22 protein-coding genes are annotated in these 23022 nt (G+C 42.0%); 1 reads left to right on the plus strand and 21 read right to left on the minus strand.

What is annotated here, in order from left to right; genetic code table 11:
• Positions 1-5: 5 nt before the first annotated feature.
• From H9659_RS07770 to H9659_RS07825, 12 genes are all read right to left on the minus strand, one after another.
• Positions 6-1019, minus strand: a complete 1014-nt coding sequence (locus tag H9659_RS07770) for an SIS domain-containing protein (protein WP_191689369.1) — start codon at positions 1017-1019, stop codon at positions 6-8.
• 18 nt (positions 1020-1037) lie between these two features.
• Positions 1038-1967, minus strand: coding sequence for a 1-phosphofructokinase family hexose kinase (locus tag H9659_RS07775; protein ID WP_191689370.1), 930 nt, complete (start codon positions 1965-1967; stop codon positions 1038-1040).
• Positions 1964-2806, minus strand: coding sequence for a class II fructose-bisphosphate aldolase (locus H9659_RS07780; RefSeq protein WP_191689371.1), 843 nt, complete (start codon positions 2804-2806; stop codon positions 1964-1966). The genes H9659_RS07775 and H9659_RS07780 overlap by 4 nt, the downstream gene beginning before the upstream one ends.
• 79 nt (positions 2807-2885) lie before the next feature.
• Complete coding sequence (locus tag H9659_RS07785) at positions 2886-3617, minus strand: GntR family transcriptional regulator (protein WP_191689372.1); 732 nt, start codon at positions 3615-3617, stop codon at positions 2886-2888.
• A 96-nt stretch (positions 3618-3713) separates the two neighbouring features.
• Entirely contained in the window at positions 3714-4907 is a 1194-nt protein-coding gene (gene nagA / locus H9659_RS07790; RefSeq protein ID WP_191689373.1) for an N-acetylglucosamine-6-phosphate deacetylase, read from the minus strand.
• 27 nt (positions 4908-4934) lie between these two features.
• Entirely contained in the window at positions 4935-5585 is a 651-nt protein-coding gene (locus tag H9659_RS07795; protein ID WP_191689374.1) for a YesL family protein, read from the minus strand.
• 66 nt (positions 5586-5651) lie between these two features.
• Positions 5652-7265 carry an extracellular solute-binding protein gene (locus H9659_RS07800; protein ID WP_225217720.1) on the minus strand — a complete coding sequence of 538 codons (1614 nt, stop codon included), beginning with the start codon at positions 7263-7265 and terminating at the stop codon, positions 5652-5654.
• A 16-nt stretch (positions 7266-7281) separates the two neighbouring features.
• A complete protein-coding gene (locus H9659_RS07805) occupies positions 7282-8160 on the minus strand; it encodes a carbohydrate ABC transporter permease (protein WP_191689375.1) in 879 nt (292 codons plus the stop codon).
• Positions 8161-8172: 12 nt separating this feature from the next.
• Positions 8173-9165 (minus strand): ABC transporter permease, encoded by a 993-nt coding sequence (locus tag H9659_RS07810; RefSeq protein ID WP_191689376.1) that lies wholly within the window; start codon positions 9163-9165, stop codon positions 8173-8175.
• Positions 9166-9192: 27 nt separating this feature from the next.
• Positions 9193-10344: a Gfo/Idh/MocA family protein gene (locus H9659_RS07815; RefSeq protein ID WP_191689377.1), complete on the minus strand. Its 1152-nt coding sequence runs from the start codon at positions 10342-10344 to the stop codon at positions 9193-9195.
• Positions 10345-10445: 101 nt separating this feature from the next.
• The gene (locus tag H9659_RS07820; RefSeq protein ID WP_191689378.1) at positions 10446-11468 is read right to left on the minus strand and encodes a LacI family DNA-binding transcriptional regulator; all 1023 of its coding nucleotides are present in this window, start codon (positions 11466-11468) and stop codon (positions 10446-10448) included.
• A gap of 764 nt (positions 11469-12232) precedes the next feature.
• Positions 12233-12766, minus strand: coding sequence for a GNAT family N-acetyltransferase (locus H9659_RS07825; protein ID WP_191689379.1), 534 nt, complete (start codon positions 12764-12766; stop codon positions 12233-12235).
• A gap of 99 nt (positions 12767-12865) precedes the next feature.
• On the opposite strand from H9659_RS07825, the gene H9659_RS07830 reads away from it, so the two are divergent.
• A complete protein-coding gene (locus H9659_RS07830; protein WP_191689418.1) occupies positions 12866-14008 on the plus strand; it encodes a nitric oxide synthase oxygenase in 1143 nt (380 codons plus the stop codon).
• 170 nt (positions 14009-14178) lie between these two features.
• On the opposite strand, the gene H9659_RS07835 is transcribed toward H9659_RS07830, so the two are convergent.
• From H9659_RS07835 to H9659_RS07875, 9 genes are all read right to left on the minus strand, one after another.
• On the minus strand, positions 14179-15162 hold the full coding sequence (locus H9659_RS07835) for a sensor domain-containing diguanylate cyclase (RefSeq protein WP_191689380.1): 984 nt from the start codon (positions 15160-15162) through the stop codon (positions 14179-14181).
• A complete protein-coding gene (locus H9659_RS07840) occupies positions 15155-15985 on the minus strand; it encodes an alpha/beta fold hydrolase (RefSeq protein ID WP_191689381.1) in 831 nt (276 codons plus the stop codon). The genes H9659_RS07835 and H9659_RS07840 overlap by 8 nt, the downstream gene beginning before the upstream one ends.
• A 355-nt stretch (positions 15986-16340) precedes the next feature.
• Positions 16341-17309, minus strand: a complete 969-nt coding sequence (locus tag H9659_RS07845) for a tRNA dihydrouridine synthase (RefSeq protein ID WP_191689419.1) — start codon at positions 17307-17309, stop codon at positions 16341-16343.
• A 298-nt stretch (positions 17310-17607) separates the two neighbouring features.
• A complete protein-coding gene (locus H9659_RS15650; RefSeq protein ID WP_191689382.1) occupies positions 17608-18588 on the minus strand; it encodes a sensor domain-containing diguanylate cyclase in 981 nt (326 codons plus the stop codon).
• A 21-nt stretch (positions 18589-18609) separates the two neighbouring features.
• The gene (locus H9659_RS07855) at positions 18610-19410 is read right to left on the minus strand and encodes an alpha/beta fold hydrolase (RefSeq protein ID WP_191689383.1); all 801 of its coding nucleotides are present in this window, start codon (positions 19408-19410) and stop codon (positions 18610-18612) included.
• Between the two features lie 331 nt (positions 19411-19741).
• Entirely contained in the window at positions 19742-20269 is a 528-nt protein-coding gene (locus H9659_RS07860) for a YceI family protein (RefSeq protein WP_191689384.1), read from the minus strand.
• Between the two features lie 77 nt (positions 20270-20346).
• Positions 20347-20955 carry an alpha/beta hydrolase gene (locus H9659_RS07865; RefSeq protein WP_191689420.1) on the minus strand — a complete coding sequence of 203 codons (609 nt, stop codon included), beginning with the start codon at positions 20953-20955 and terminating at the stop codon, positions 20347-20349.
• A 14-nt stretch (positions 20956-20969) separates the two neighbouring features.
• Entirely contained in the window at positions 20970-21953 is a 984-nt protein-coding gene (locus H9659_RS07870; protein ID WP_191689385.1) for a ring-cleaving dioxygenase, read from the minus strand.
• Positions 21954-22405: 452 nt separating this feature from the next.
• A complete protein-coding gene (locus tag H9659_RS07875; RefSeq protein WP_191689386.1) occupies positions 22406-22849 on the minus strand; it encodes a GNAT family N-acetyltransferase in 444 nt (147 codons plus the stop codon).
• Positions 22850-23022 lie beyond the last annotated feature (173 nt).

A 23022-nucleotide genomic window follows, 5' to 3' on the forward strand; every position in this document is an offset into this window, starting at 1 on the left:
ATCTTTTAAAGCTTTACAACTTGAGTTAGATTTCGCGGTTTGTCAGGATCAAAACCTAAACTGATGGCACGGTGATATGCTATTAGTTGCAAGGCCGGGAGGTAAACTGCATGTCGGTTACGATCATTGATTGTATCGGTCAATCTAATGATTTCATTCGTTTCAAATTTATCTACTACGGGACCTACAACAAGGACATGACCGCCTAAACTTCTAATATCTTTGACAAGTTCTTGATCATATGCTGCTGTTTCTATTTGAGCTAACAGAATTACAGCTGTTGACTCATCTACAATTGAAATAGGTCCGTGTCTAAATTCAAGACTGGAGTAACTTTCGCACTCTGTTTGTGTCATTTCTTTCAATTTCAATGTCGCTTCTTTTGCCAAGCCGTTATATGAACCCGAACCAAGGAAGATGAATCTTTGCTTTGAATGGTCATCAGCTAAAGATTTTACATTATTTTCATCTGACAACGCTTCTTGAACGATTGCTGGAACTCGTTTCAGTTGTTCCAAATCCTCTACAGAATTGGCTTGTTTCGCCGAGTACAATTGCAATGCAAATAACATATTTGTGAAAGATTGGGTCATGACAACACTTTTCTCGGATATATGATCTAGTGCAATCACTTGGTCAGCTAAGTCTTCCATCGGCGTACCTGAATTACAAGTCACCGCAAGCGTCTGGATGTCGCTTTTACCTTTTACATGCTCAAGTGCAAGGATTATTTCAGACGTTGTTCCTGATCGTGAAATCCCAACGATTAAATACTTTTTCCCAGGAACAATTAGAGTAGACTCGTGCAAAAAGAGCTCTGATGCCGGGACTGCTGCTGTAAGTTGACCAGTCACTGACTGATAGATTTTAGCTGCTGAAGATGCTAAATAAAAGGATGTTCCACAACCTGTAAATAGTACTTGATCAACCGAATTCTGATCGAATTTCATTTCCCTCAACAAATCATATGTCCTTTGTAACTGATCCGCCTGACTCTTAATTTCATTATACGTATGCATATATATACCCCATTCTAATTAGATTTTTTCCAATGTGATTTTATTCATCAAAGATTCAACGATTTGTTTCTCGATATAACCTATATCTTCGTGCATGGCGTTAGAAGTTCCACATGCGATTGCCCTTTTATAAGTTGTGAACACGTCTTCTCCCATCGCACAACCGTATACGAAACCACCAACAAACGCATCGCCGCTTCCTACAGTATTCACAGGCTGAATTCCTGGAGCATTAACTTTATAATTACCGGATTTATTCATAATTATTGCACCGCTTTTCCCTAGGGTGAAACACACGTGTTCAATTCCACTTTCAATAAATCTTTTACCAGCTTCTAGCAGGTCCGATTCAGATAACACACTTTTCCCTAGGATACTGGCGATTTCCTCTTCATTTGGCTTAATTGCAAAAGGGATTGCTTTAATTCCTAATGCAAGCGCTGGTCCACTTGAATCGAGAACTGCTTTTGCTCCATTGGCATTAATGATTTCAATCATTTGAGCATACGCATTTTCTGGAACCCCCTTAGGAAGACTTCCAGATAGGACAAACCATTTTACCTCTAGCGACTTAAGGGTTAACCAATGGAGTAGAGAGGACCATTCATCCGTAGATATAACAGGTCCACTTTCGAGTAATTCTGTACCTTTACCATCTTCAAGATTTAAAACTGTTAAACAAACACGACTTTCTTCGGTAATCCGGATCAGCTCATTTGGAATAGAACGAGCATCCAAAAACTGACGAATCACATCACCGTTGTTTCCTCCTGCAAATCCCCCTACGTCCACGTCAGCCCCAGAACTTTTAACTACTTTTGCGACGTTCATACCTTTTCCGCCTGCGTCCTTCACAATAGACGCGATACGATTTACTCCCCCTACACTCAATGATTCTACCTGATAGATTTGATCGATAGCAGCATTCAGAGTAATGGTTGTAATCATGCTTGTAACATCCTAACTTTTTTTTCAACAAGCTTCGTCAATGACTCTCTTGCAGGTAGAAAATACTTTCTTGGATCGTTTTCAGCAGGATGTTCTATAAAATAGGAGCGTAACTGCTCTGCGAATAAATCCTTAAGTTCAGTTGAGAAATTGACTTTGCTTACCCCCAGTCCGATTGCCTTTCTCACACTTTCTTCAGAGACACCTGATGCTCCGTGCATGACTAGTGGAACATTGGTCGCTTGGCGGATTTGATCGAGTAAATCGAATTGCAACTTCGGTTCTTCACGATATGCACCATGGGCAGTTCCAAAAGCAGGAGCAAAAGAGTCTATCCCAGTCTCATGAACAAACCGTCCCGCCATCTCAGGATCTGTGAATACTGATTTCGTTTCATCGACCACGACATCGTCTTCTACTCCTCCTATTGTTCCAAGTTCTGCTTCCACTGGTACGCCGACCGCCTTCGAAACTTCTACAACACGTTTGACAAGTTTAATATTGTCTTCAAAAGGTAATCCTGAACCATCAATCATGACCGATGTATACCCTGCACGAAGACATTCCATGACATGTTTAAGAGACTCTCCATGATCAAGATGAAGGGCTACAGGAACAGAAGACTGCTCCGCTGCCGCATTTGCTAACGCAATTAGATAAGGCATCTCGAAATATTTGTATGTACTTGAAGTTGTCTGCAAAATTACAGGAACACCTGCAGCCTCAGCCCCCGAGATAATAGCTTTCATAATTTCTAAATTATGCACACCGAATGCACCAACAGCATATCGGTTCGCATATGCATCTTCTAAAATTTCTTTCGTTGTGACTAATGTCATAGTATAACCTCTTTTCCGTTAGTGGGTTGTCGGTACAAGTTTAAGCAAAATCTGAGACACATAGTGGAGTCTATGTGCCTTAAACTAAATCCGTATAAAATCTACATCGATCTCCCCGTACGATCGAAATGCAGAATTCTACTGGTGTATCATGTGTATCATAAGCGGTTCTTTCAAGCAGTAACGCCGGTTTGCCGACTTCCGTCTTTAAATACTCGCTCTCCTGTTCACGGATCAATACGGGTTCAAAAGCTTCTTTTGCACGCACTACAGTCACTCCATATCGAGATGCCAATAGTCCATAAAGCGACGTAACCCCGACTTCGAACAAATCTTCTTTGTTCTGTACAATCGATTTTGGCATATAGGACGCTTCTAAGATGATCGGTTCGCCGTCCGCACAACGGACTCGTTTCATCATGACGACGTTCTCATCTGCAGCTAATTGCAATCCCTCAATAACTGCAGCTGGCGGTTCCACCTCATCCACCTCTATTACAATATCACTCGGATTAAATCCTTTTTCTTTCAACACTTGGCTAAAGCTGTAAAATCCACCTAATGATTGTTCGAATTTAGGATGCGATACAAATGTACCTTTTCCTTGTATGCGGAACAGCGTACCTTCCTGCACCATCTCTTCTATTGCTTTTTTAGCAGTATTCCTGCTCACATTGAATACGGTCATTAATTGATTTTCAGAATCGATCTTATCGCCTGGCCGCCATTCTCCCGATTTAATACGTGCATCTAATCGTTGTTTGACTTGATAATATAATGGAATAATACTCCCTTGTTCTAGAGGTTTCATAGTGTTTCATCCTTTTTAAATAGTTCTTATTGTCCAATATATCATCACTTCGATGAAATTCACATCTTTTGCAATTTTCAACTATGATTTTACATATTAGTTTCCAAAAGATGACCTATTAATATAAGCGATTTCTCCATTACAAATTGTCAAACTGACATTTCCATCTTCATCTATTAATGTAAGATCTGCATCTTTCCCTTTTAGAATACTTCCCTTTCGGTCCTCAACTCCAAGACGTTTTGCTTGATTCAGTGAAGTAATTTGAGCTTGTTCTGTAAGTGACAGGCCGAGCCACTTTGCCATATTTTTTCTTGCTTCATTCATAGTAATGATGCTTCCTGCAAGTGATGAGCCATCTTCCAATGTACATTTCCCATTGCTCACTACTACATTGTTTCCGCCTAAGTCATATTTTCCTTCTGACATTCCTTTTGCACGCATCCCATCTGTAATGACTAGAATTCGCTCAATTCCTTTCAAACGAAGAACCAACTTCAACAAATCCGGATGAAAGTGAAAACCGTCTGGAATGACTTCAACGTAAACTTCCTCCCTTAAGAGTGCAGCACCAAGAACGCCTGGTTCTCGATGATGAAGTCCACTCATTCCATTAAATAAGTGCGTTGCATTTGAAATTCCAGCGTCAATCGCGACGTTTGCTTGTTTATAAGTCGCATCTGTATGTCCCATGGATCCGAGAACACCTTGTCTTTGTATCTCCTTAAGAAAACTATGTTCTTCATCAAGTTCCGGTGCAAACGTTACAATTCGTATAACGCCTTTAGCTAAACGTTGCCACTCGGTAAATAGATTAAGATTTGGAGAAATAATACACGATACAGGTTGTGCACCTTTTTGAGTAGAGTTAATGAAAGGTCCTTCAAGATGAATTCCAAGTAATTCCGGGCTAGCTACCTTCTCGTGCTCTTCCATAAATGTTGATATCGTAAGAATCGAATCACGAATTTGTTCAGATGTACCAGTCATCGTAGTTGCAAGATATGAAGTAGTACCTTCTTTCGCAAGAGTACGTGCGATTGTATCGATTGCCTGTGAAGTAGCGTCCATAAAATCTGATCCACCTGCTCCGTGTACATGAATATCAATCATACCTGGGAGTACATGGTGGTCACGACAATCGAACACTCTGATGCGACTATCAATCTTTGGACAAGTACCCATCTGTCCATAGGAGTCAATAATTCCTTCACGTATCAAGAGAAATGCATCTGGCATGATTTCATGTTCAAGTACAATTTCCACGTTGGTCAAACAAATTCCATCCACCTTATACACCTTCTTTCCTAGAACCATTCATCGGATACCGTTTTCTGTTTCAAGAGTTCCATCCATTTCGCCTTTCATCTTAAAAATTTTCGAGGACATCCACGTCAAGAACAAAATCGTGACACTTATCCCGAAAAATGGTAAAAGTCCAGGAATGATCAGGAATACTCGATAGAGCAAATACAAACCAACTATGGAACCTGCTCCTTGTAGAGGGAAGGAAATGGTTAACAATACGGATGTTGAAAAATACCGCGTAAATGGCAGTTCATAGTGTGCAAAAACTTGAAAAATGTTCATGACAATTAATGCATATAAGACCATAATCATGACCATGATTGTTAACATCGCCAAGCCTGCAGTACCTGGCATCGCGGTTACAATCCGGAAGTTAACGACGAGGAAATACCCGATTCCTATTAAGACAAGTCCAATTTTATTGGACGCAATGAATTCTTCTTTGTAAGCTTTCCAGTAAATCTTTACAAGCGTCTTGAGATCCTCTTGACCTCTCAAGCGTTTTCTCATAGTGATGAAAAGTCCTACCGTCGCGGGTGTGATTCCGACAATTACAAGACCCATTATCGTCATCCCTATCCACATTAGTTGTAGAACTGCTAGCATCGTTACGAATTCTACAAATTGATAAAGCTTAGCTTTCCATCCATGTGTGGGCATTTCCTGTCACCTCCCTTAAATGGTAAAGCTCATACAGGCAAGTTTCCTGTACAAGCTTTTCGTGCATTAATTTTCTTTCATTCGATCATATGCACCTTGAGCAATCTCCAAGTATTGGTCGACTCCCATCTTTTCAATAGTCTTCACATAGTCGTCCCATTTACTCAGATCTTGCTTTCCGGTAATGAATGCTGCTGTAGATTCTTCAACGTACGTATTGATATCTGTCATAATTGCACTTACTTGATCATTCTCTTCAACTGTAAAGTTCAAGCCTGGTAAAATATCGTCATCTTTAATGCGGAATGGTTTTACTTTTTCGGCATTCGCTCTAGAATTCTCTTTCGATTCAGCGCCTTGGAAAAATTTCTGCTTAACGATACCTGGGTAGTAACCACCTGGCCAAGTGAGATATTGACTGATAGCCTGATCCATATTCAAACCGTCCGGGTTATCTGTAATCGTATCTAGATACTTGAACTTGCCGTCTGCATCTTCTTCATAAGTGGTTCCTTCGAAGCCCATGAAGAACATTTTTGTTCCTTCATCTCCATAGAAATAGTCCATCCATCGAACCATTGCTTCTGGATTTTCCGCTTTATCCGTGATTACGAACATACCTAGATTTCCAAGACCGTTGGAAACTGTATTGTATGAGCGCTCCCCTGAAGGACCTTCTAGTACAGGCATTCCTACATACCCGTCAAGTTTCAACAACTCAGCTGGATCAATTGAGTTCAACACTCCATAATTACCTTTTGAAGAATCTGCTGTGAACTCTTGTGGAGTTACCGTGAACACATCTTTGTTAATAAGACCTTCACTATATAACTTGTTTAAATACGTCACTAATTCCTTATATTCATCTGTAGTTGGTACAAAACGGAAGTCTTCTGTCCCTTCCTTAAAGTCGAGTGTAATATTCATAGAACCTTGTTTGTTCAGTCCGAAACTTCCTCGCAAGTAAGCTATGAATTCATCAATTCCATAACCTCCACCCCATGCCATCTCGTCTTGTTGACCATTCCCGTTTGGATCATCATTCTTAATCGCTTTCAATAATTCATAAAAGTCTTCTGTTGTTTCAGGTTCTTTCATCCCCAGTTTATCCAACCATTCTTGTTTAACCCATGGCGCTTCAGCACGCAACGCTTCAAACTTCGGGTCATAGATTGTAGGGAATCCATAAATGTTACCATCTGCCATTGTGACCCCTTGTTTAACTGAAGGATATTCGTCCAGTAGCTTTTTAAAGTTCGGTGCGTATTCATCGATATAATCGTTCAGCGGAAGGAAAATTCCTTGTTGACCATATTTGATAAGGTCGGTTTTTGAAAACGCGGAAGCGAAATAGACTTCTGGATAATCTCCACTTGTCAATGTTAAGTTTCGCTTTTCAGCAAGAGCCTCCGTTTGTACTGTTGACCAATCTACTTCGATGTTTGTCATCTTTTCATATTCTTTCCACAGCATAAGATCATTCCAGTCTTGCGAAGCAAAAAACTTTGCCGCAAATCCATCCACTTGAATCTTATCGTCGACAATCGGCATCCCTTCAGCATTCACTTTGTTCGCATTTTCACTACGTTCTGCTGCTTCATCTGACTTCGTACAAGCCCCAAGAATATTTGCCGCAAGCAATAAACTTGCTGCCATTCCCATATACTTTGTTTTCCCCAAGTTCTTTTCCCCCTTATTATCCTTTTAGTGAACCTATCATGACGCCTTTCACGAAGTACTTTTGTAAGAACGGATACAGCATCAACATAGGAAGGTTTGCGACAATAAGAACTGCATATTTCAGTCCTTCTACGCTAAGCTGTTGTGCTAGGAAACTTTCAGAAGTCGTTTGAATCATATCATCCATTTGCCCTTGAATAAGTATCTGTCTTAATATCAGTTGCAATGGGAATTTTTCTTGATCCTGCAAGTAAATCAATGCTTGGAAATAAGAATTCCAATGTCCTACCGAATAGAAAAGCACCATTACCGCAATAACTGGGAAGGACAATGGCAGAACGATATTCCAAAGTATCCGGAAGTTTCCACACCCGTCAATCATGGCAGACTCTTCAAGTTCATGTGGAATGGATTGGAAAAATGTTCTCATAATTATGATATTCCAGACGGCAACCGCATTCGGGATAATCATGACCCAAAATGTATTGAGCATTCCGAGATCCTTAATTAGCAAATAAGTTGGTATTAATCCTCCGCTAAAGAATATAGTGAAGACAATGAACGCCATAATAATTCCACGTCCTTTTAAGTCCCTGCGTGACAATGGGTATGCAGCGAGAATTGTCATAACAACGTTTAAAGCTGTACCTGCCACTGTGTATTTAACAGTGTTGACAAACCCATTGATGATGTCTTTGTTCTTGAACACTTTTTCATAGGCATCTAGCGTAAACTCCTTCGGCCATAACCATAGTTCTCCTGAAATGACATATTGCGGATTACTCACGGAAGCGCTTACCACAAATAGGAGTGGATAAATGACGAGTAAAGCAACAATCGAAAGAAATACATAGTTAAAGATGATGAACGTACGATCTGTTTTAGATTCTCTCACTCATTACGCCTCCTACCATAGACTAGTCTCATTCACTTTTTTTGCTATTTGGTTAACCATGATAAGCAGAATGAAGTTGATAATTGAGTTAAATAGACCAACCGCTGCAGAGAAGCTATACTGGGCTTCCAAAATACCACTTCGGTAAACAAATGTAGAAATAACATCTGAGGTTGACATGTTTAATGAGTTTTGCATGAGATAGACTTTCTCAAATCCAACCGCCATGACCGATCCGGCATTCAGGATGAACAAAATAACGATAGTAGGCATGATTGCAGGAATGTTAATATGGAATATCCGTTGCAACCTAGATGCCCCATCAATCATCGCTGCTTCATGTTGGGCAGGATCGACTGCCGCTAACGCTGCGATATAGATAATAGAACTCCATCCCATTGTTTGCCAAACATCCGAGAATACATACAAACTCTTGAACCAGCCCGGTTCGGAGATGAAGTCAATCGGAGTTCCCCCAAAAACTTGTATGACGTTGTTGACTAGACCATCTGTTTTCAAGAACAGAAGGAGCATACCGACCACAACAACTGTAGAAAGGAAGTGAGGTGCATATATGACTGTTTGCACGAATTTCTTATAACGTAAGCTTTTTACTTCGTTTAATAACAGAGCAAGAATAATTGGAATCGGAAACGAGACTACTAATGTAAATACTCCGATTCCCACCGTATTTTTAATGAGTCGCCAGAAGTAGTAACTGTCAAAGAATCTTTCAAAATGCTTTAGTCCTACCCATGGACTACCGATAATCCCTTTTGAAGCAATAAAGTCTTTGAAAGCGATTTGCAAACCGTACAAAGGAAAATAGTGAAATATTAGGAAGTACAAAATGACAGGAGAAATTAATACGTATAGCTGCCAATTCTTTGTAACAGATTTCCGCCATCTTGCACGTGCCTTCTTTTTTGTTTCTCGACGATATTGTTGTTCATTCACTTTGTCACTCACTTCAAACTTCTCAGCAGCTTCACTGACATTCGCCATACAAACACTCCTTTCCTAATACCGTTGTCAGTTTTCAATCAGACTGGAAGTTTGCGAAACCTCTACAACCCCGCCTCCTGTTCTAATTGATTCGGTAGCTGCACACCCAACTGCAACACTCATTCTTCCTGCAAACGGTGATGTTAATGGTTCTTTGCCTCTAAGTACGAGTTCTACGAAATCTTGTGCAATTTTAGGATCTGCACCTCCATGGCTTCCTTCTTCTGGTTTCATGTCATATGTGACATCACTGAACTCATTCCATGTATTTGTCTTCCGTGTCTTCAAATATACTTTTCCATTTACATCATCGTTTTCAATTCTGCCTTTCGTTCCGATAAACGTATAATTACGCTCATAATCTGGTGTGAAATGGCACTGTAAATACGATGCTTTCACTCCACCCTCAAGTTCCATGATAAGCATGTTGTTGTCTTCTACGTCGACCTCTTTACGGAATGCACATTCGGTAAACGTATGAGGTACATATTCGGGACACGTATCTTTCAATGAACACTCAGGACACGTTAAATCATTTGGCATGTCTCCACCGAAGTAATCCAGTCCGCCTATTGCAGATACTTTTTTCGTGTATTTTCCTGTAATCCAATGGATTACATCGAGATCATGTGAACCTTTCTGCAAAAGAAGAGATGTCGTATTGTCACTGTTTGCGTGCCAATCGTGATAATAGAAGTATCCACCGAAGCCAACAAAATGACGTACCCATACAGTTTTCAGTTCACCAATTGCCCCTGAATCGATAATTCCTTTCATTGTTTGATACATGCTCATATAGCGCATATTGAAACCGACCATCAAATGTTTTCCGGATTTTTTCCAAACTTCAATTATCCGATCGCATCCTTCGACTGTAATGGCAAGCGGCTTTTCGGAATATACATGCTTACCAGCTTCTAGTGCAGCAATGACATGCTCTTCGTGTAAGTAGTCCGGTGATAATACGGCTATCGCATCGATATCCTCTCGAACTAGCAATTCCTTGTAATCCTTCGTCAAAAATATCGGCGATCCCAACCGTTCTTGGAATTTCTGCTGACGTTCCTCGTCTAAATCCGCCAATGCAACAATTTCCGATTCCCCTTCAGGTTTATGCCAGTAAAGGGCTAATCCCCCTCTTAGACCTGCACCGATGACACCAATTCTCAATTTCTCCATATTTACACCCCATTTTTAATATGTATAACTGGACTTTCGGGTATTTCCTATATTCAGGAAAACGTTTTCCTAAAGACTTCACCTAAACCAATCCCCCAGTTTCATGTTGATTGGCGGATCAGTAATGTCGAAGGTAATAACGTTTTAAGATCAAGTTGCAATTCATCTTTAATCTTGTTTAACAAAGTTTTAGCTGCGACAATCCCCATTTCATACTGAGGAATTGAAATCGTCGTTAACGCAGGAACAACGTATCGCGCCATTTCATTATTGTCGATTCCAAGGAAAGCAATGTCTTCCGGGATTTTTAAATCTAGTTCATGAGCCGCTCTCATCCCGGCTATTGCCAACAAATCACTTGCACAGAGGAGAGCAGACGGCCGATCATGTGCTTGACGGTCTAATAAGTTCTTTGTTTTGATATAGGCTTGTTCCATGCACCATCTTGAATCAATGATATAGTCGTTCTTCAATTCCAATCCGAATTCAGATAGCGATTTCTTATAACCTCTAAATCTTTTTTCGCTCTTTAACTCTCCGTCTATTTCACCTCCAATGAATCCGATCCGACGATGTCCTTTTTCAACCAAATGTTCCATCCCTTTATGGACAGCTTCTTCCCGATCATAATCAACTGTTGATATTGAATGATCGCTATAGTTGAAATCCACTCCAACTACAGGAACCAATTTCTTTATTTCTTGAAGGATTTCCTCTTCAACAGCATCGACCAGTAGAACTCCTTCAACTTCTTTCTCACGTATGATGCGATGGAAAACAGCTTCATCTTTTAAATCCGCGTGATTGAGCAATACTAATGTGTAACCTTCTTTTGCGAAGGTTTCGCTGATTCCTTTAAAAATCCTTGAAAAATAAGGATTATCATCTGCAAGTCCCGGACTTGCCAACCACGCGATTCTTCTAGTTCGCTTTACTTTCACTTCAGAGGCGTGTACTAATTGTCGTGCATGCTCATTTGGCGTATAACCTAATTCTTTAACCGCCAGCCATACTCTCTTTTTAATGTCTGCATTCACATTTCTAGTAGGATCATCTTTAATCACTCTAGAAACTGTCGTCACCGATACTCCTACATGTTCTGCAATATCTTTTAATCTCACCATGATATTTCCTCTTTTCATAGAAATCGCTTCCATATAATAATAGAGCATTCAAACTATTAAAAGAAGAAGGAAATCAAAAACAAATACCGACATAGTGTTGTTAGGTTGTAGGTACAAGTTGGATTAAATAAAAAACGTTCTGATTAATCAGAACAATATTACACTCAAAATTATATAGCTCGTTTTCTGAGTTGTCAATATGTTTTTCGAAAATTAAAAGAACAACATTCTTCTTTATATTCAACTAATCCCTTCTAAAATTCAACAAATAAAAAACTCTAAATGTCTGCTCTTCTAAACAAGAAAATTAAGGATTAGCACTATAAATAATGTAGCGAAAAGTATGATTATACCTCTCCCACATCACTAGGCGTCTAAAGTGTCTACTTTTCTTCTTTCAATTTAGTTATAAGAATGAGGCTGGTGAAGCTCAGCATCACCACAAACTCGTTTGACATGATTTTCGTATCAATCACACTTCTTAAGCAACCGCCATCTCCCAAGGCACCCTAATAAAAATTCAATTGGTGAGCGTAGAAACTATAAAATTGTTTATAAATTGACTCAGAACCATAATCTTCTTGAACCACTTGCTTCTTGTGATGGCATCCCCACCGTTATGTAAGATCTCAACATAAACAAAAGTAACGTTCGTGTTGCTGTCATTTGCAAACCATGATCTGAATCCAAAAGAACACTCAACAAACGCTGAACTGCATACAAAAACTCTCCTACGGCAATTAAGCGCAGGAGAGTTTTTGAGTTCACAGGAAAAGTGCCATGGATAAGCTGTCATAATACCGTTCGCCATCGAACGAGTCTTTGTAGAATACCCCTTCTTGCTTAAATCCAAGTTTTTCATAAAGCGCAACTGCCCGTTCATTATCTGCACGGGTGATGAGCGTAATTTTTTCAGTTTGACCATTTTCTTTAGCCCAGTCGATCAATGCGTTCATCAGCAAGCGGCCAAGCCCTTTTCCCGCGTGCGATTGGCGAATGACAATCCCGAGTGTCCCTACGTGAAGGAATCTGCGTTTCGAACTCGAATCAATCGTACCGATCCCGACAATTTCCTCCCCGTCCAGCATAAGGAGCATACAAGTTCCCTTGGATTGTTTCATATCTTCAATGGATTTCGCCAATCCCTTTGCAGTTTGAGGGTATTCATCCCGACCGAATGACAGGTAATCCGTCTCTCCGCCGACCACATTGTAAAACTCGACAATGAGCGATGCGTCTTCTTGTTTTGCATCTCGTATCGTAATCTTCTCAATTGCGTTTGTTAAAAAGTCTTGCATGGTGTTCACTCCTTCCGCTACCTAGTATACCTCAAAAACTCTTCTTTTCTCCGCTTTCCAGCTGGAGTGGAACCGGACACAAAACGTTCAGCAATCACAATGTCGTTCGATGGTAGACTTGAAAGTAAGGAGTGGATCATTGTGAAGGAACAGCATACAGAACTTTTCCAGAAAGCAGTCGATTTCATTGACCGCTGTTACGCGGAATTGGGATTCTCTGCAGACCAACAACAACAGCGACTGCAAGACATTGAAAACGAAATCAAGGAAAGCGGCACCTATACGCATACCATGGAAGAACTGTCTCACGGAGCAAAAATGGCATGGCGCAACAGCAATCGGTGCATCGGCCGTCTTCTTTGGGAAACGCTTGAAGTGTTTGATAGACGAGACGTCACTTCGGCTGACGGTGCTTTTGAAGCGTTGCAGGACCATATCCGCTACGCAACGAATGATGGCGATATCCGATCTGCCATTACCGTCTTCCCGCCACGAAAAGAGGGAAGAGATCCGATCCGTATCTGGAATCATCAGCTGATCCGTTATGCTGGATATGAAATGGATGGAACGATTATCGGTGACTCCGCTAACGTTGCTATGACAAAAAAGTGCGAGTCCCTCGGCTGGCAAGGGGCTCACACTTCTTTTGACGTCCTCCCACTAGTTATTCAAGAAGATGGACAACCTGAGCAATTATACAAAATTCCGGATAGCTTAGTGAAAGAAGTACCGATCAGCCATCCGGACATCCAGGGAATCGAGACGCTCGGCATCAAATGGCATGCCGTCCCGATTATTTCTGACATGCTGCTTGAAATTGGCGGCATCGACTATCCGATGGCACCTTTCAACGGCTGGTATATGGGAACTGAAATCGGAGCGAGGAACCTCGCTGATGAAGACCGATATAATTTGCTGCCTGCGATAGCAAAACAGATGGGGCTTGCAACGAACTCGAACCGGTCGCTCTGGATCGACAAGGCACTCGTCGAACTGAATATCGCCGTCCTGCATTCTTATCACCAAGCGGGTGTTACACTCGTCGATCATCATACAGCCGCCAAACAATTCAAGGCGTTCGAGAAAAAGGAGAACAACGCCGGACGTCCCGTCACCGGGAACTGGACCTGGCTCATTCCGCCCGTCTCTCCGGCCACAACGCACATTTTCCATAAGCCGTATCGGAATGACATCGTGACACCGAATTTCTTTCATCAGCCGAGCCCTCAGGATGGAGAATAGAAAACACTTCCTCCTGCACTTGAGCACAAAACTTTCGAGCTTCTAAATTTTTTCGTGAATGGTTGGTTGAAATAAAAAGGTGACTGGTTCTAAGACCTTGAAATCGCTTATGAACCGGTCACCTGAATTTTATGAAGGCCGAACTCATCCTTTTAAACTGAATTCCGCATTTACACTTGTACTAACTCACTAGCATGGGTAACTAGATTGCGTCCAGCATCTTTGGAAGCATAAAGCGCATAATCTGCATTGGATTGTAAAGAGCGCTCTGTATCTCCTGGCAAAAACGTCGCTGCCCCTATACTTACCGTCATACTGGGCACTCCCCAGTTTGCCCCTTCTACACGGACACGTATTTTTTCCGCGATTTTCAGAGCATCGGCCTGATCCGTATCCGGTAAGATCAATGCAAATTCTTCTCCTCCATAACGGGCAGCGATATCTTCTTTTCTGCACTCCTCTTCCAGTAATCGTCCCATCTGTTGTAAGACTTTATCGCCCACCATATGACCGTAGTTATCGTTGATGCTCTTGAAGAAATCGATATCGATCAGCAACAGAGAGAGTGATTGCAATTCACCTGAGTACGCAGCGATAGATGAAGTCAGTTTCTCCTGTAAGCTGCGTCTATTCCAAAGACCGGTCAACCCATCCGTTTCGGCTAACTTCTGTAACTTTTCGTTAAGATCCAACAGCTCTTTCTGCTTGGACTCCAATTCTTGTCGCAGCATATCCAGCTCGGCAATTTGCTTTTTCTTCATACGGTTGCGATCATCTGTTTCCTTCTTAGCAGCAAGAAGTACCTGTTCGTACTCATAACGCTCTTTCATTGGAAAACAGATGCAATCGTTAAACACCACCCCGTCACGCTCATTTCTGGAAGCGTTGAGTAGGATAGGAATTTCCTGTCCAGCCTTGGTCTCCAGTGAAATATACATCGCTTCCACTTTTCCTTGAATCCGGATCATCGGAAAAAAGTAGAGCTGGTAAAAGGACTGGCTTGCAAGTGTCAAAATCAGGTTAATGTGCTGTCCCTGTATTTCCTGACGGTGGTAATCGAGTAAATCGAGTAACGTCCCATTGATTTCCAGGATAGTACCGTGATCATCCAGTGATAGATATCCGCATGGAGCAAAGTCCAGTTTCTCATCCATTTGAAATGCTCCCTTTTTCGACAGCTGCCAAATAATCGTAAATTAATCGAATGCTCTCTTCCGGGTGACTCATATGCGGACAATGCCCCGTGGCATCCATTAAACGAAATGTACTTTCCGGCAGGGCCCGGTGCAAATATCTCCCAACTTCGATCGGAGCAAGCGAATCATTGGAGCACTGCAGAATGAGTGACGGAACTGTAACTTGCTTTAACTCTTCCCGGTTATCGGAGAAAAAAGTTGCTTTAGCAAATTGTTTTGCGACAGTCGGATCCGTCGAACAAAAGCTTTCCTCCAATTCTTGTGAAAGCTCCGGCCTATCCTCGTTTTTCATGACAATCTGCGAGAGATAATTCGCCCAGCCGATGTAGTTCATATCCATCATCCCGATCAACGCTTCCAGATCCTCTTTCTCAAATCCTCCGCTATAATGAGGAGGATCATTTAAATAACATGCTGACGGACCAAGCATGATGAGACGTTCAAAGCGTTCAGGCTCTTGAATGGAGGCCAATATGCCGATCATGCTGCCAACCGAGTGTCCTACAAAAATCGCCTCTTTCAACTCCAGCGCATCGCATATATCGAGTACATCTTGTGCGTATCCATCAAGATCCTTGTACCTGTTCGGACTGTATGCACTGTAATCCGATTTTCCAGAACCGACGTAGTCAAATAAAATGACACGGTAATATTCTTCGAAGGCCGGTGCCACCAATCTCCACATATTCTGATCGCATCCAAAACCGGGCGCAAAGATCATAGCCTTTGTGCCCTTTCCTGTAACGTTCACGTTATTACGGATAAGGGTATTTTGATTCATAAACAAGCCTCCACAACTCTTCTATCTATGTTATTCCGGTCTTTTGATAGACAATCCACATCACCGTATATAGTTCAATATTACTAATATTAATTATATAGTAAACCTTCCCTGCTTTCAATTATGGTGAATTTCATAGAGGTCAAACTTAATCACCCGCTAAAATAATCCTTTCCGCAATCATTGGACTCATTCATTTCCTATTCTTTAAATCTAAAAGCCGACTTGCGAATTCCATCGTCATAAGGAATTGGCAGGCCGGCTTTCAACGGGTGTGCTTAAAACTTCATTTTGTAAATTAATATCTTATTGAACCGACACAGGAGATTGCTCCTCCATTGCAAGGACTGATCGCTCAACTATTGGTTGACTCGAATTCATCAAGCAAGACACGGACTTCATCTGTCGACTCCGTGTACATCAGTTGGTTTCTCAATTCACCTGCTCCTCTAATCCCTTTCACATAGATCTTAAAGAATCGGCGAAGCGGTTTGAATGGCAGCTCCTCGATTTCCTTGGAATATTTATCGTGGAGATCCAGATGAAGTCTTAAGAGGTCCATTAGCTCTTTACTAGTGTGCTCTCTTGGCTCTTTTTCAAAGGCATATGGATTTTTAAAGATCCCTCGCCCAATCATCACGCCGTCTACACCATACTTCTCGACGAGTTCCAATCCCATTTGACGATCCAGGATATCGCCATTGATGGTCAACAATGTATCAGGTGCGATTTCATCGCGCAGCTGCTTAATTTCCGGGATTAGTTCCCAGTGCGCTTCGAAATTACTCATTTCTTTTCTTGTCCGAAGGTGAATCGATAAATTGGCGATGTCTTGCTTCAATACATGTGTCAGCCAGCCGCGCCACTCGTCTATATCCGTATAGCCCAGTCTTGTTTTCACACTGACTGGCAGCCCTCCTGCTTTTGCAGCTTGGATAATATCCGCTGCGTTATCAGGATAATTGATCAGCCCGCTGCCTCTTCCTTTCGAAGCTACATTCGGAACAGGGCAGCCCATGTTAATATCGACGCCTTTGAATCCTTGTTCCGCCATTCCAATACTCATATCCCGGAAGTGCTCGGGCTTATTCCCCCATATATGAGCCACCATAGGCTGTTCGTCTTCTGTAAACGTCAAACGCCCGCGAACACTGAAGATCCCCTCCGGATGACAATAACTCTCCGTATTTGTGAACTCAGTAAAAAATACATCAGGTCTTGCTGCTTCCGCCACGACATGGCGAAACACTACATTCGTGACATCTTCCATTGGTGCTAATATAAAAAACGGCCGTGGTAATTCACGCCAGAAATTCTCTTGCATATTCAATTTCCAATCCTCTCATTATGGGATGCCAGGTCAGCCCTGCACCCGAAAAATTTCTTGTTATACGTATGTGGGAACTCATAAAAATCAAACAAATCGAAAGAGAAACCCGTTCTCTGCCCAGAATTCGTTCTTTTCCATTTTACATGAGTAACGTGTATGTGAAAAGAGGAGAAGCTTGCTCTTGCTTATACAAAAAGCCTGCTCAGCAAATTCCATGATTTTTGAAATTCGCTAGCAAGCTTTTATGGAGTTTGGGTACTGTGTGCATAAAGGAACTTCACACGTAACTTTCTTATAAGACTTCCTGAAAATGAATCGAACAATTGCGGCCACTGGCTTTGGCTTGGTAAAGCGCCTGATCAGCACTATTTAAAATAGTGCTTTCTGTATCAGATTCCGAGAATGTAGACACCCCGATACTGACTGTTAATCGATCGATCGTTTCCCATTTCGTATTTTCCACTACTTTGTTGAGCCTACGAGCCTGTTCAATTGCCTCTTCTGCATCTGTCTGTGGAAGAATGACTACAAACTCTTCCCCACCTAAACGAGCTACCCGATCTTCAGACCGTACTTCTTCCGTTAATACTTCCGCCAACTGAATCAGGACGCTATCGCCAACTAGATGGCCATAAGTGTCATTCACCTTTTTGAAATGGTCAATATCCACCATCAATAACGAAAACACAGTTCCTTTTCTAGAATACCGCTCCATATGACGTTCCAATTCCTCCTGGAAAAAGCGGCGATTCGGGATGGCCGTCAGTTTATCGGTATTGGATAGTTTGAGGAGTTCATCATTCATCTTCAATATTTCGTCTTGCTTTCTTTCGATTTCCAAATAGATCTTTTCCAATTGAGCAAAGGCTTCTTCTCGATCTTTATACGCCTTTTCTGTCGTTTTTTGAAGCGAACGCAGCTCCATTTCATAATCGATCCGTTGTTTCATCTGGATGAACATACAATCGATAACCGGAACCCCGTCCTGCATATACCGCCTCGCATTCATCAGAAACGGGACAGATTCACCAGCTGAATTCGTAAGATTGATGTAAAACTCTTCCACCGTTCCGTGCAGCTGTATTGTCGGAACAAAATAAGTATGGACGAACATCCGATTGACCTTCGTTAAAAAAGTTTCAATATGCTTGCCGATAACCTCTTCTTCCCGGTATCCCATCCAGGAGAGATAACGATTATTCACTTCAGTGATACAGCCGTTATGATCAATACTTATTAATCCGCATGGTGCCTCTTTAAGCCGTTCTTCCACTACGAGTCATCCTCTTCACCGTTATTTTACTAAAAACTCTTGAATCAGTTTCAACGTTTCCTGTGGCTGGCTAATGTGAGGATAGTGGCCTTTGACCTCCATAATGCGCAGCGTGCTTGATGGTAAATGGGCATGTAAATATTCGCCTACTTCAATCGGTACAATACTATCATCTGAGCATTGAATAATAAGTGTTGGAATGCTCATCGATGCTAAACTACCGCGGTGATCTGACAAGAACGTCATTTCGGCAAATTCCCGTGCAATTTGAGGATCCGTCGAAACAAAGCTCTTCTCCACGTCCTTTGTTACTTCGGGATTTTCCGTGGGATCTGTCACGATAGGTGCTAAGTAGCTTGCCCAACCCGCGAAATTCATTTCCATCATTGTCAACAGATCAGAAATGTCACTTTGTTCAAATCCTCCAATATAGCCGGTTGGTTCGTTTAAATAACAGGGTGAAGGACCAATCATTACGAACTTGTTGAAGCATTCCGGTCTTTCGATTGCGGCGAGCATGCCAATCATTGAACTGACAGAATGTCCGACGAAGTGGATTTCCCGCAAATCCAACTCATCGATGATTTCCAAGATGTCTTGCTTATAGCCATGTGCCGTACTATATTTTTCTGTTTGATAAGCGGAGAGGTCCGAATTCCCTGCTCCTACATAATCGAACAAGACTACGCGATACTGCTCCGCCAAAGCTGGCGCGATATACTGCCACATGCTCTGGTCGCATCCGAATCCATGGGCTAACATGATTGTTTGTTCACCTTGTCCCATTACTGTCACGTGATTACGCTGCTGAATGCTGTTCATATCGATTCGCTCCTTCTGATTATCTCTATCTTCATTATAGATATAAATGAAGACTGCGGATAGCAATTGTAGTCTCTTGACGTTACAAGGCTCCACTCTACTACCTATATCGTCACTTTCATCAGCATTTCATGTATCATGTATAATCTATTTGTGTTCGATTCTAACATATCCGTCACAAATTCCATACTTATTCTATCAAGTTCGTTGTCAGTTCTTTTTGAGGTTCGTGATGACAAAATCCCGCCAGCCGATTCCACTGTTTCAGGAATCGACTGGCGGGATTTAGTTATGGTTGCGTAACCATCCTTAACTTCTATTCGCTACAGGATTAAGCTGCAGGGTTTACTTCAAGCTCGACTTTAATTTTGATGTCTTTCCCAACGAGTACGCCGCCTGTTTCAAGAGTTGTATTCCAAGTTAGACCGAACTCTTCTCGGTTGATCTTCGCTTCCGCTTCGAAACCATACACTTCATTCCCCCATGGATCGAGTCCTTTACCGCCAAACTCCACGTCAAAGGTTACCGCTTTCGTAACGCCTTTAATCGTTAAGTCGCCTGTTACTTTGTAATCCTCACCATCTTTTACAATAGCAGTGGATTGGAATGTGATGTCAGAGAAATTCTCCACATCAAAGAAATCGGCTGATTTCAAATGATTATCCCGATCTGTTGAATGTGTATTGATACTTGCGACATCGAAATTGAAAGCAATGTTTGCAGTCGTAAGATCCGTTAAGTCAGCCGCTTCAACTGTTGCCGTGTACTCGTCAAACTGGCCTTTCACTTTGGATACCATCATATGTTTCACTTCAAAACCTACTGTTGAGTGCGCTTGATCTACTGTCCATTTTGTCATTTGAAATTCCTCCATTTTATATATAATTCTATTGAAGCTAATTTTTGTTCCGAGCCTATTCATTTAAATCCTATTACTTATAAAGATTGTTCATACCACGCTTTTGCGGCTTTCACTTCCTCCATTGTCAGCTGATGTCCTGCGTGCTCCCAATGGATTTCGACTGATGCTCCTGCCTCTTCTAGCAGTTTCTGCAACTCGACCGATTCTTCTTTAGGACAAATCGGGTCGTTTGCTCCGGCCCCGATCCATACGTCAATCCCGGTTAGATCCGGCATTGGGATATCACGCAGCGGCACCATCGGATGATGCAGAATCGCTCCCTTTAGGGCATCGGCATAGTGGAATAGCAGACTGGCTGCTATATTAGCGCCATTTGAATAGCCGATGGCGATTACATTTAACGGATCGAATTGATAGTCTTTGGCCGCTTGTGCTAAGAAGTCTTTCAGCTCTTTCGTCCGAAAAACTAGATCTTCTTCGTCAAATACGCCTTCTGCTAACCGTTTAAAGAAACGTGGCATGCCGTTTTCCAGTACGTTCCCCCGCACACTGAGTACGGACGCTTCAGGGTCTACGATTTCCGCCAATGACAGCAAGTCTTGCTCCGTGCCGCCTGTGCCATGCAGCAATAGAAATACTGGTTTTTCTTCATTCGTCCCTCTTCTGAATATGTGCTGCATTATCGGGATCCCCCCTTCTATAGGTACTCTTTTTCTATATTCAGCGTGCTGCGTACGGTCTCGATAGGTCGTACAATGGCTTCGATCTGTTCGCGTTTCCCTTCCAAAAATGGAGGAAGCGACAACATTTCACCTACAGTTTCATAAGGTTCATCCCCCATGAATCCAGGTCCGTCCGTTGCCCACTCAAAAAGAATTCCAGGCGCTACACGAGCATATAAGGATTCAAAGAAAAATCGATCTACATAACCTGAATTGTTTAGACCGAATGATTGCAAGCGGTCAATCCATTCGTTCAGCACATTCGTATCCTCCACCCGGAAAGCAGTGTGGTGGACTGTGCCGAAACCTTGACGTCCATCCGGAAGAGAGGTGTTGTGCTCCACCATCACTTGCGCTCCGTTTCCGCCTTCCCCCACTTCGAACAAATGCAGGGAACCTTCCGCCGCGACTTCTTTGAACAGCATGACTTTTTCAAGCACTTCTTTAAAGTAGTCGAACTGTGCAATCCGAATGTGGATCGGCCCTAATCCCGTAATCGCAAATTCAAGTGGCACAGGACCGTGCTGCCAAGGAGTACCCGATGCGACGCCTGTGTTGTGCTCATCTGAAATCAGCATATAGTGCTGATCGTCGAAATCAGTGAACGAAATGGTTTTTTTGCCGAATACTTCTTGGATCCCTGTATGGGCTACTTCATATTTTTCAAAGCGTTTTATCCAATAATCCAGTGCAGCATCTGTCGGGACACGAAAAGCAGTTTTGTAAATCTCATTCGTGCCATGAGTCCCTTTCTGAATGCCCGGAAAATCGAAAAACGTCATATCCGTGCCGGCTGACCCTGTATCGTCTGCAAAGAAAAGGTGATACGTCCGGATATCATCCTGATTCACCGTTTTCTTGACTAACCGCATACCTAACGTGTATGTGAAAAACTCATAATTCTTTTCGGCACTGCTCGTAATCGCTGTCACGTGGTGAATCCCTTTCAAGCCGTTCATGCTGTTCTCCCCCTTCTTACTCTGCGATAATATCTTGAATTCAAGATATATGTGTAAAAAATAATTAGCTTGAACTTGCAAGCTAGTTTTCTTAGTCATCTATTCATGTATCTATCATTGCTCGCCACTTCCGTGGAAAAGCAGATCATTCAACGTATTTACGTTTCTACTTGCTGTCGGAGAATGAATTACCTTGAATTCAAAGTAATTGTACCACGTCATTTTTTTGCGGTCAATGAGTTTGTTTGATTTGGTTAAGTAGATGAGTTTGGAAAAGTGCCTTATAACACAAAAATGCCTACTCCGGGAATTAGGAATGGGCATTTTTCAAGTGTAGATACCTGGCTTAGTGAAAGGCACCTATGATATAAAAATTCTTATGCTTGTTTAACTAATGATAGGTGTTCTACCAAACAACTGCCTCCATCGCTAACTAATTGAATATCACAACCTTAGAAGTTAAAGCGCGCTACTTGTTCCCCTTCGATAATGAGACCATCGATTTCCCGAAAACCCAATTTTTCATATAAATGCCTGGCTATCTGATTTTCCGGTTCATAAGATAATGAAATCGTCTGTTGGGAGCTTTCTTTTCGGGAACGGATATCGTTAATCACCAGTTGAACGGCTTGCTTCCCATACCCATTCCCCTGATGTTTTTGGTCAATCATCATCCGGTAAATCCAGTAATCATTGTCTTCCTCGTCAATCCCGTACAATGTAAAACCGATCATTTCATCTTCATGATAGATTCCTTGTGCTAGAAAACCCTCAAGGAAGTTCAACTGTGCCAAGGAAACTGCATTGGGTGCAACAAAACACTCCTGATCTTCATGAACGCGAAGTGAGATGGCTTCAATCCAGTTATCTTTTGTAATCGGTGCTAAATGCATCATGATTCACTCCCCTGTCCCTTCTTTTAGCTTATGCTCTATTAAAGCGTACACACTTGCCGATTCACTAGTTTTTCTTCAAACCCACGATACTACTGCCCCACTGCCCAGGACTTCATCAACTGATGTTGAGGATGGGAAGGGTTCTCCATCGCCTTAAGAAATTCACAGACCCC

Source organism: Sporosarcina gallistercoris (assembly GCF_014836415.1).
GTDB classification, from domain to species: domain Bacteria; phylum Bacillota; class Bacilli; order Bacillales_A; family Planococcaceae; genus Sporosarcina; species Sporosarcina gallistercoris.

Bases quoted from the DNA above. Each gene is read 5' to 3' on its own strand.
- H9659_RS07820 (WP_191689378.1), bottom strand. From the start codon at position 11,468: ATGGTGAGATTAAAAGATATTGCAGAACATGTAGGAGTATCGGTGACG.
- H9659_RS07860 (WP_191689384.1), bottom strand. From the start codon at position 20,269: ATGACAAAATGGACAGTAGATCAAGCGCACTCAACAGTAGGTTTTGAA.
- H9659_RS07795 (WP_191689374.1), bottom strand. From the start codon at position 5,585: ATGCCCACACATGGATGGAAAGCTAAGCTTTATCAATTTGTAGAATTC.
- H9659_RS07840 (WP_191689381.1), bottom strand. From the start codon at position 15,985: ATGAATCAAAATACCCTTATCCGTAATAACGTGAACGTTACAGGAAAG.
- H9659_RS07830 (WP_191689418.1), top strand. From the start codon at position 12,866: ATGTCGTTCGATGGTAGACTTGAAAGTAAGGAGTGGATCATTGTGAAG.
- H9659_RS07855 (WP_191689383.1), bottom strand. From the start codon at position 19,410: ATGAACAGCATTCAGCAGCGTAATCACGTGACAGTAATGGGACAAGGT.
- H9659_RS07770 (WP_191689369.1), bottom strand. From the start codon at position 1,019: ATGCATACGTATAATGAAATTAAGAGTCAGGCGGATCAGTTACAAAGG.
- H9659_RS07785 (WP_191689372.1), bottom strand. From the start codon at position 3,617: ATGAAACCTCTAGAACAAGGGAGTATTATTCCATTATATTATCAAGTC.
- H9659_RS07825 (WP_191689379.1), bottom strand. From the start codon at position 12,766: ATGCAAGACTTTTTAACAAACGCAATTGAGAAGATTACGATACGAGAT.
- H9659_RS07870 (WP_191689385.1), bottom strand. From the start codon at position 21,953: ATGAACGGCTTGAAAGGGATTCACCACGTGACAGCGATTACGAGCAGT.
- H9659_RS07875 (WP_191689386.1), bottom strand. From the start codon at position 22,849: ATGATGCATTTAGCACCGATTACAAAAGATAACTGGATTGAAGCCATC.
- H9659_RS07810 (WP_191689376.1), bottom strand. From the start codon at position 9,165: ATGGCGAATGTCAGTGAAGCTGCTGAGAAGTTTGAAGTGAGTGACAAA.
- H9659_RS07835 (WP_191689380.1), bottom strand. From the start codon at position 15,162: ATGGATGAGAAACTGGACTTTGCTCCATGCGGATATCTATCACTGGAT.
- H9659_RS07780 (WP_191689371.1), bottom strand. From the start codon at position 2,806: ATGACATTAGTCACAACGAAAGAAATTTTAGAAGATGCATATGCGAAC.
- H9659_RS07815 (WP_191689377.1), bottom strand. From the start codon at position 10,344: ATGGAGAAATTGAGAATTGGTGTCATCGGTGCAGGTCTAAGAGGGGGA.
- H9659_RS07845 (WP_191689419.1), bottom strand. From the start codon at position 17,309: ATGCAAGAGAATTTCTGGCGTGAATTACCACGGCCGTTTTTTATATTA.
- H9659_RS07775 (WP_191689370.1), bottom strand. From the start codon at position 1,967: ATGATTACAACCATTACTCTGAATGCTGCTATCGATCAAATCTATCAG.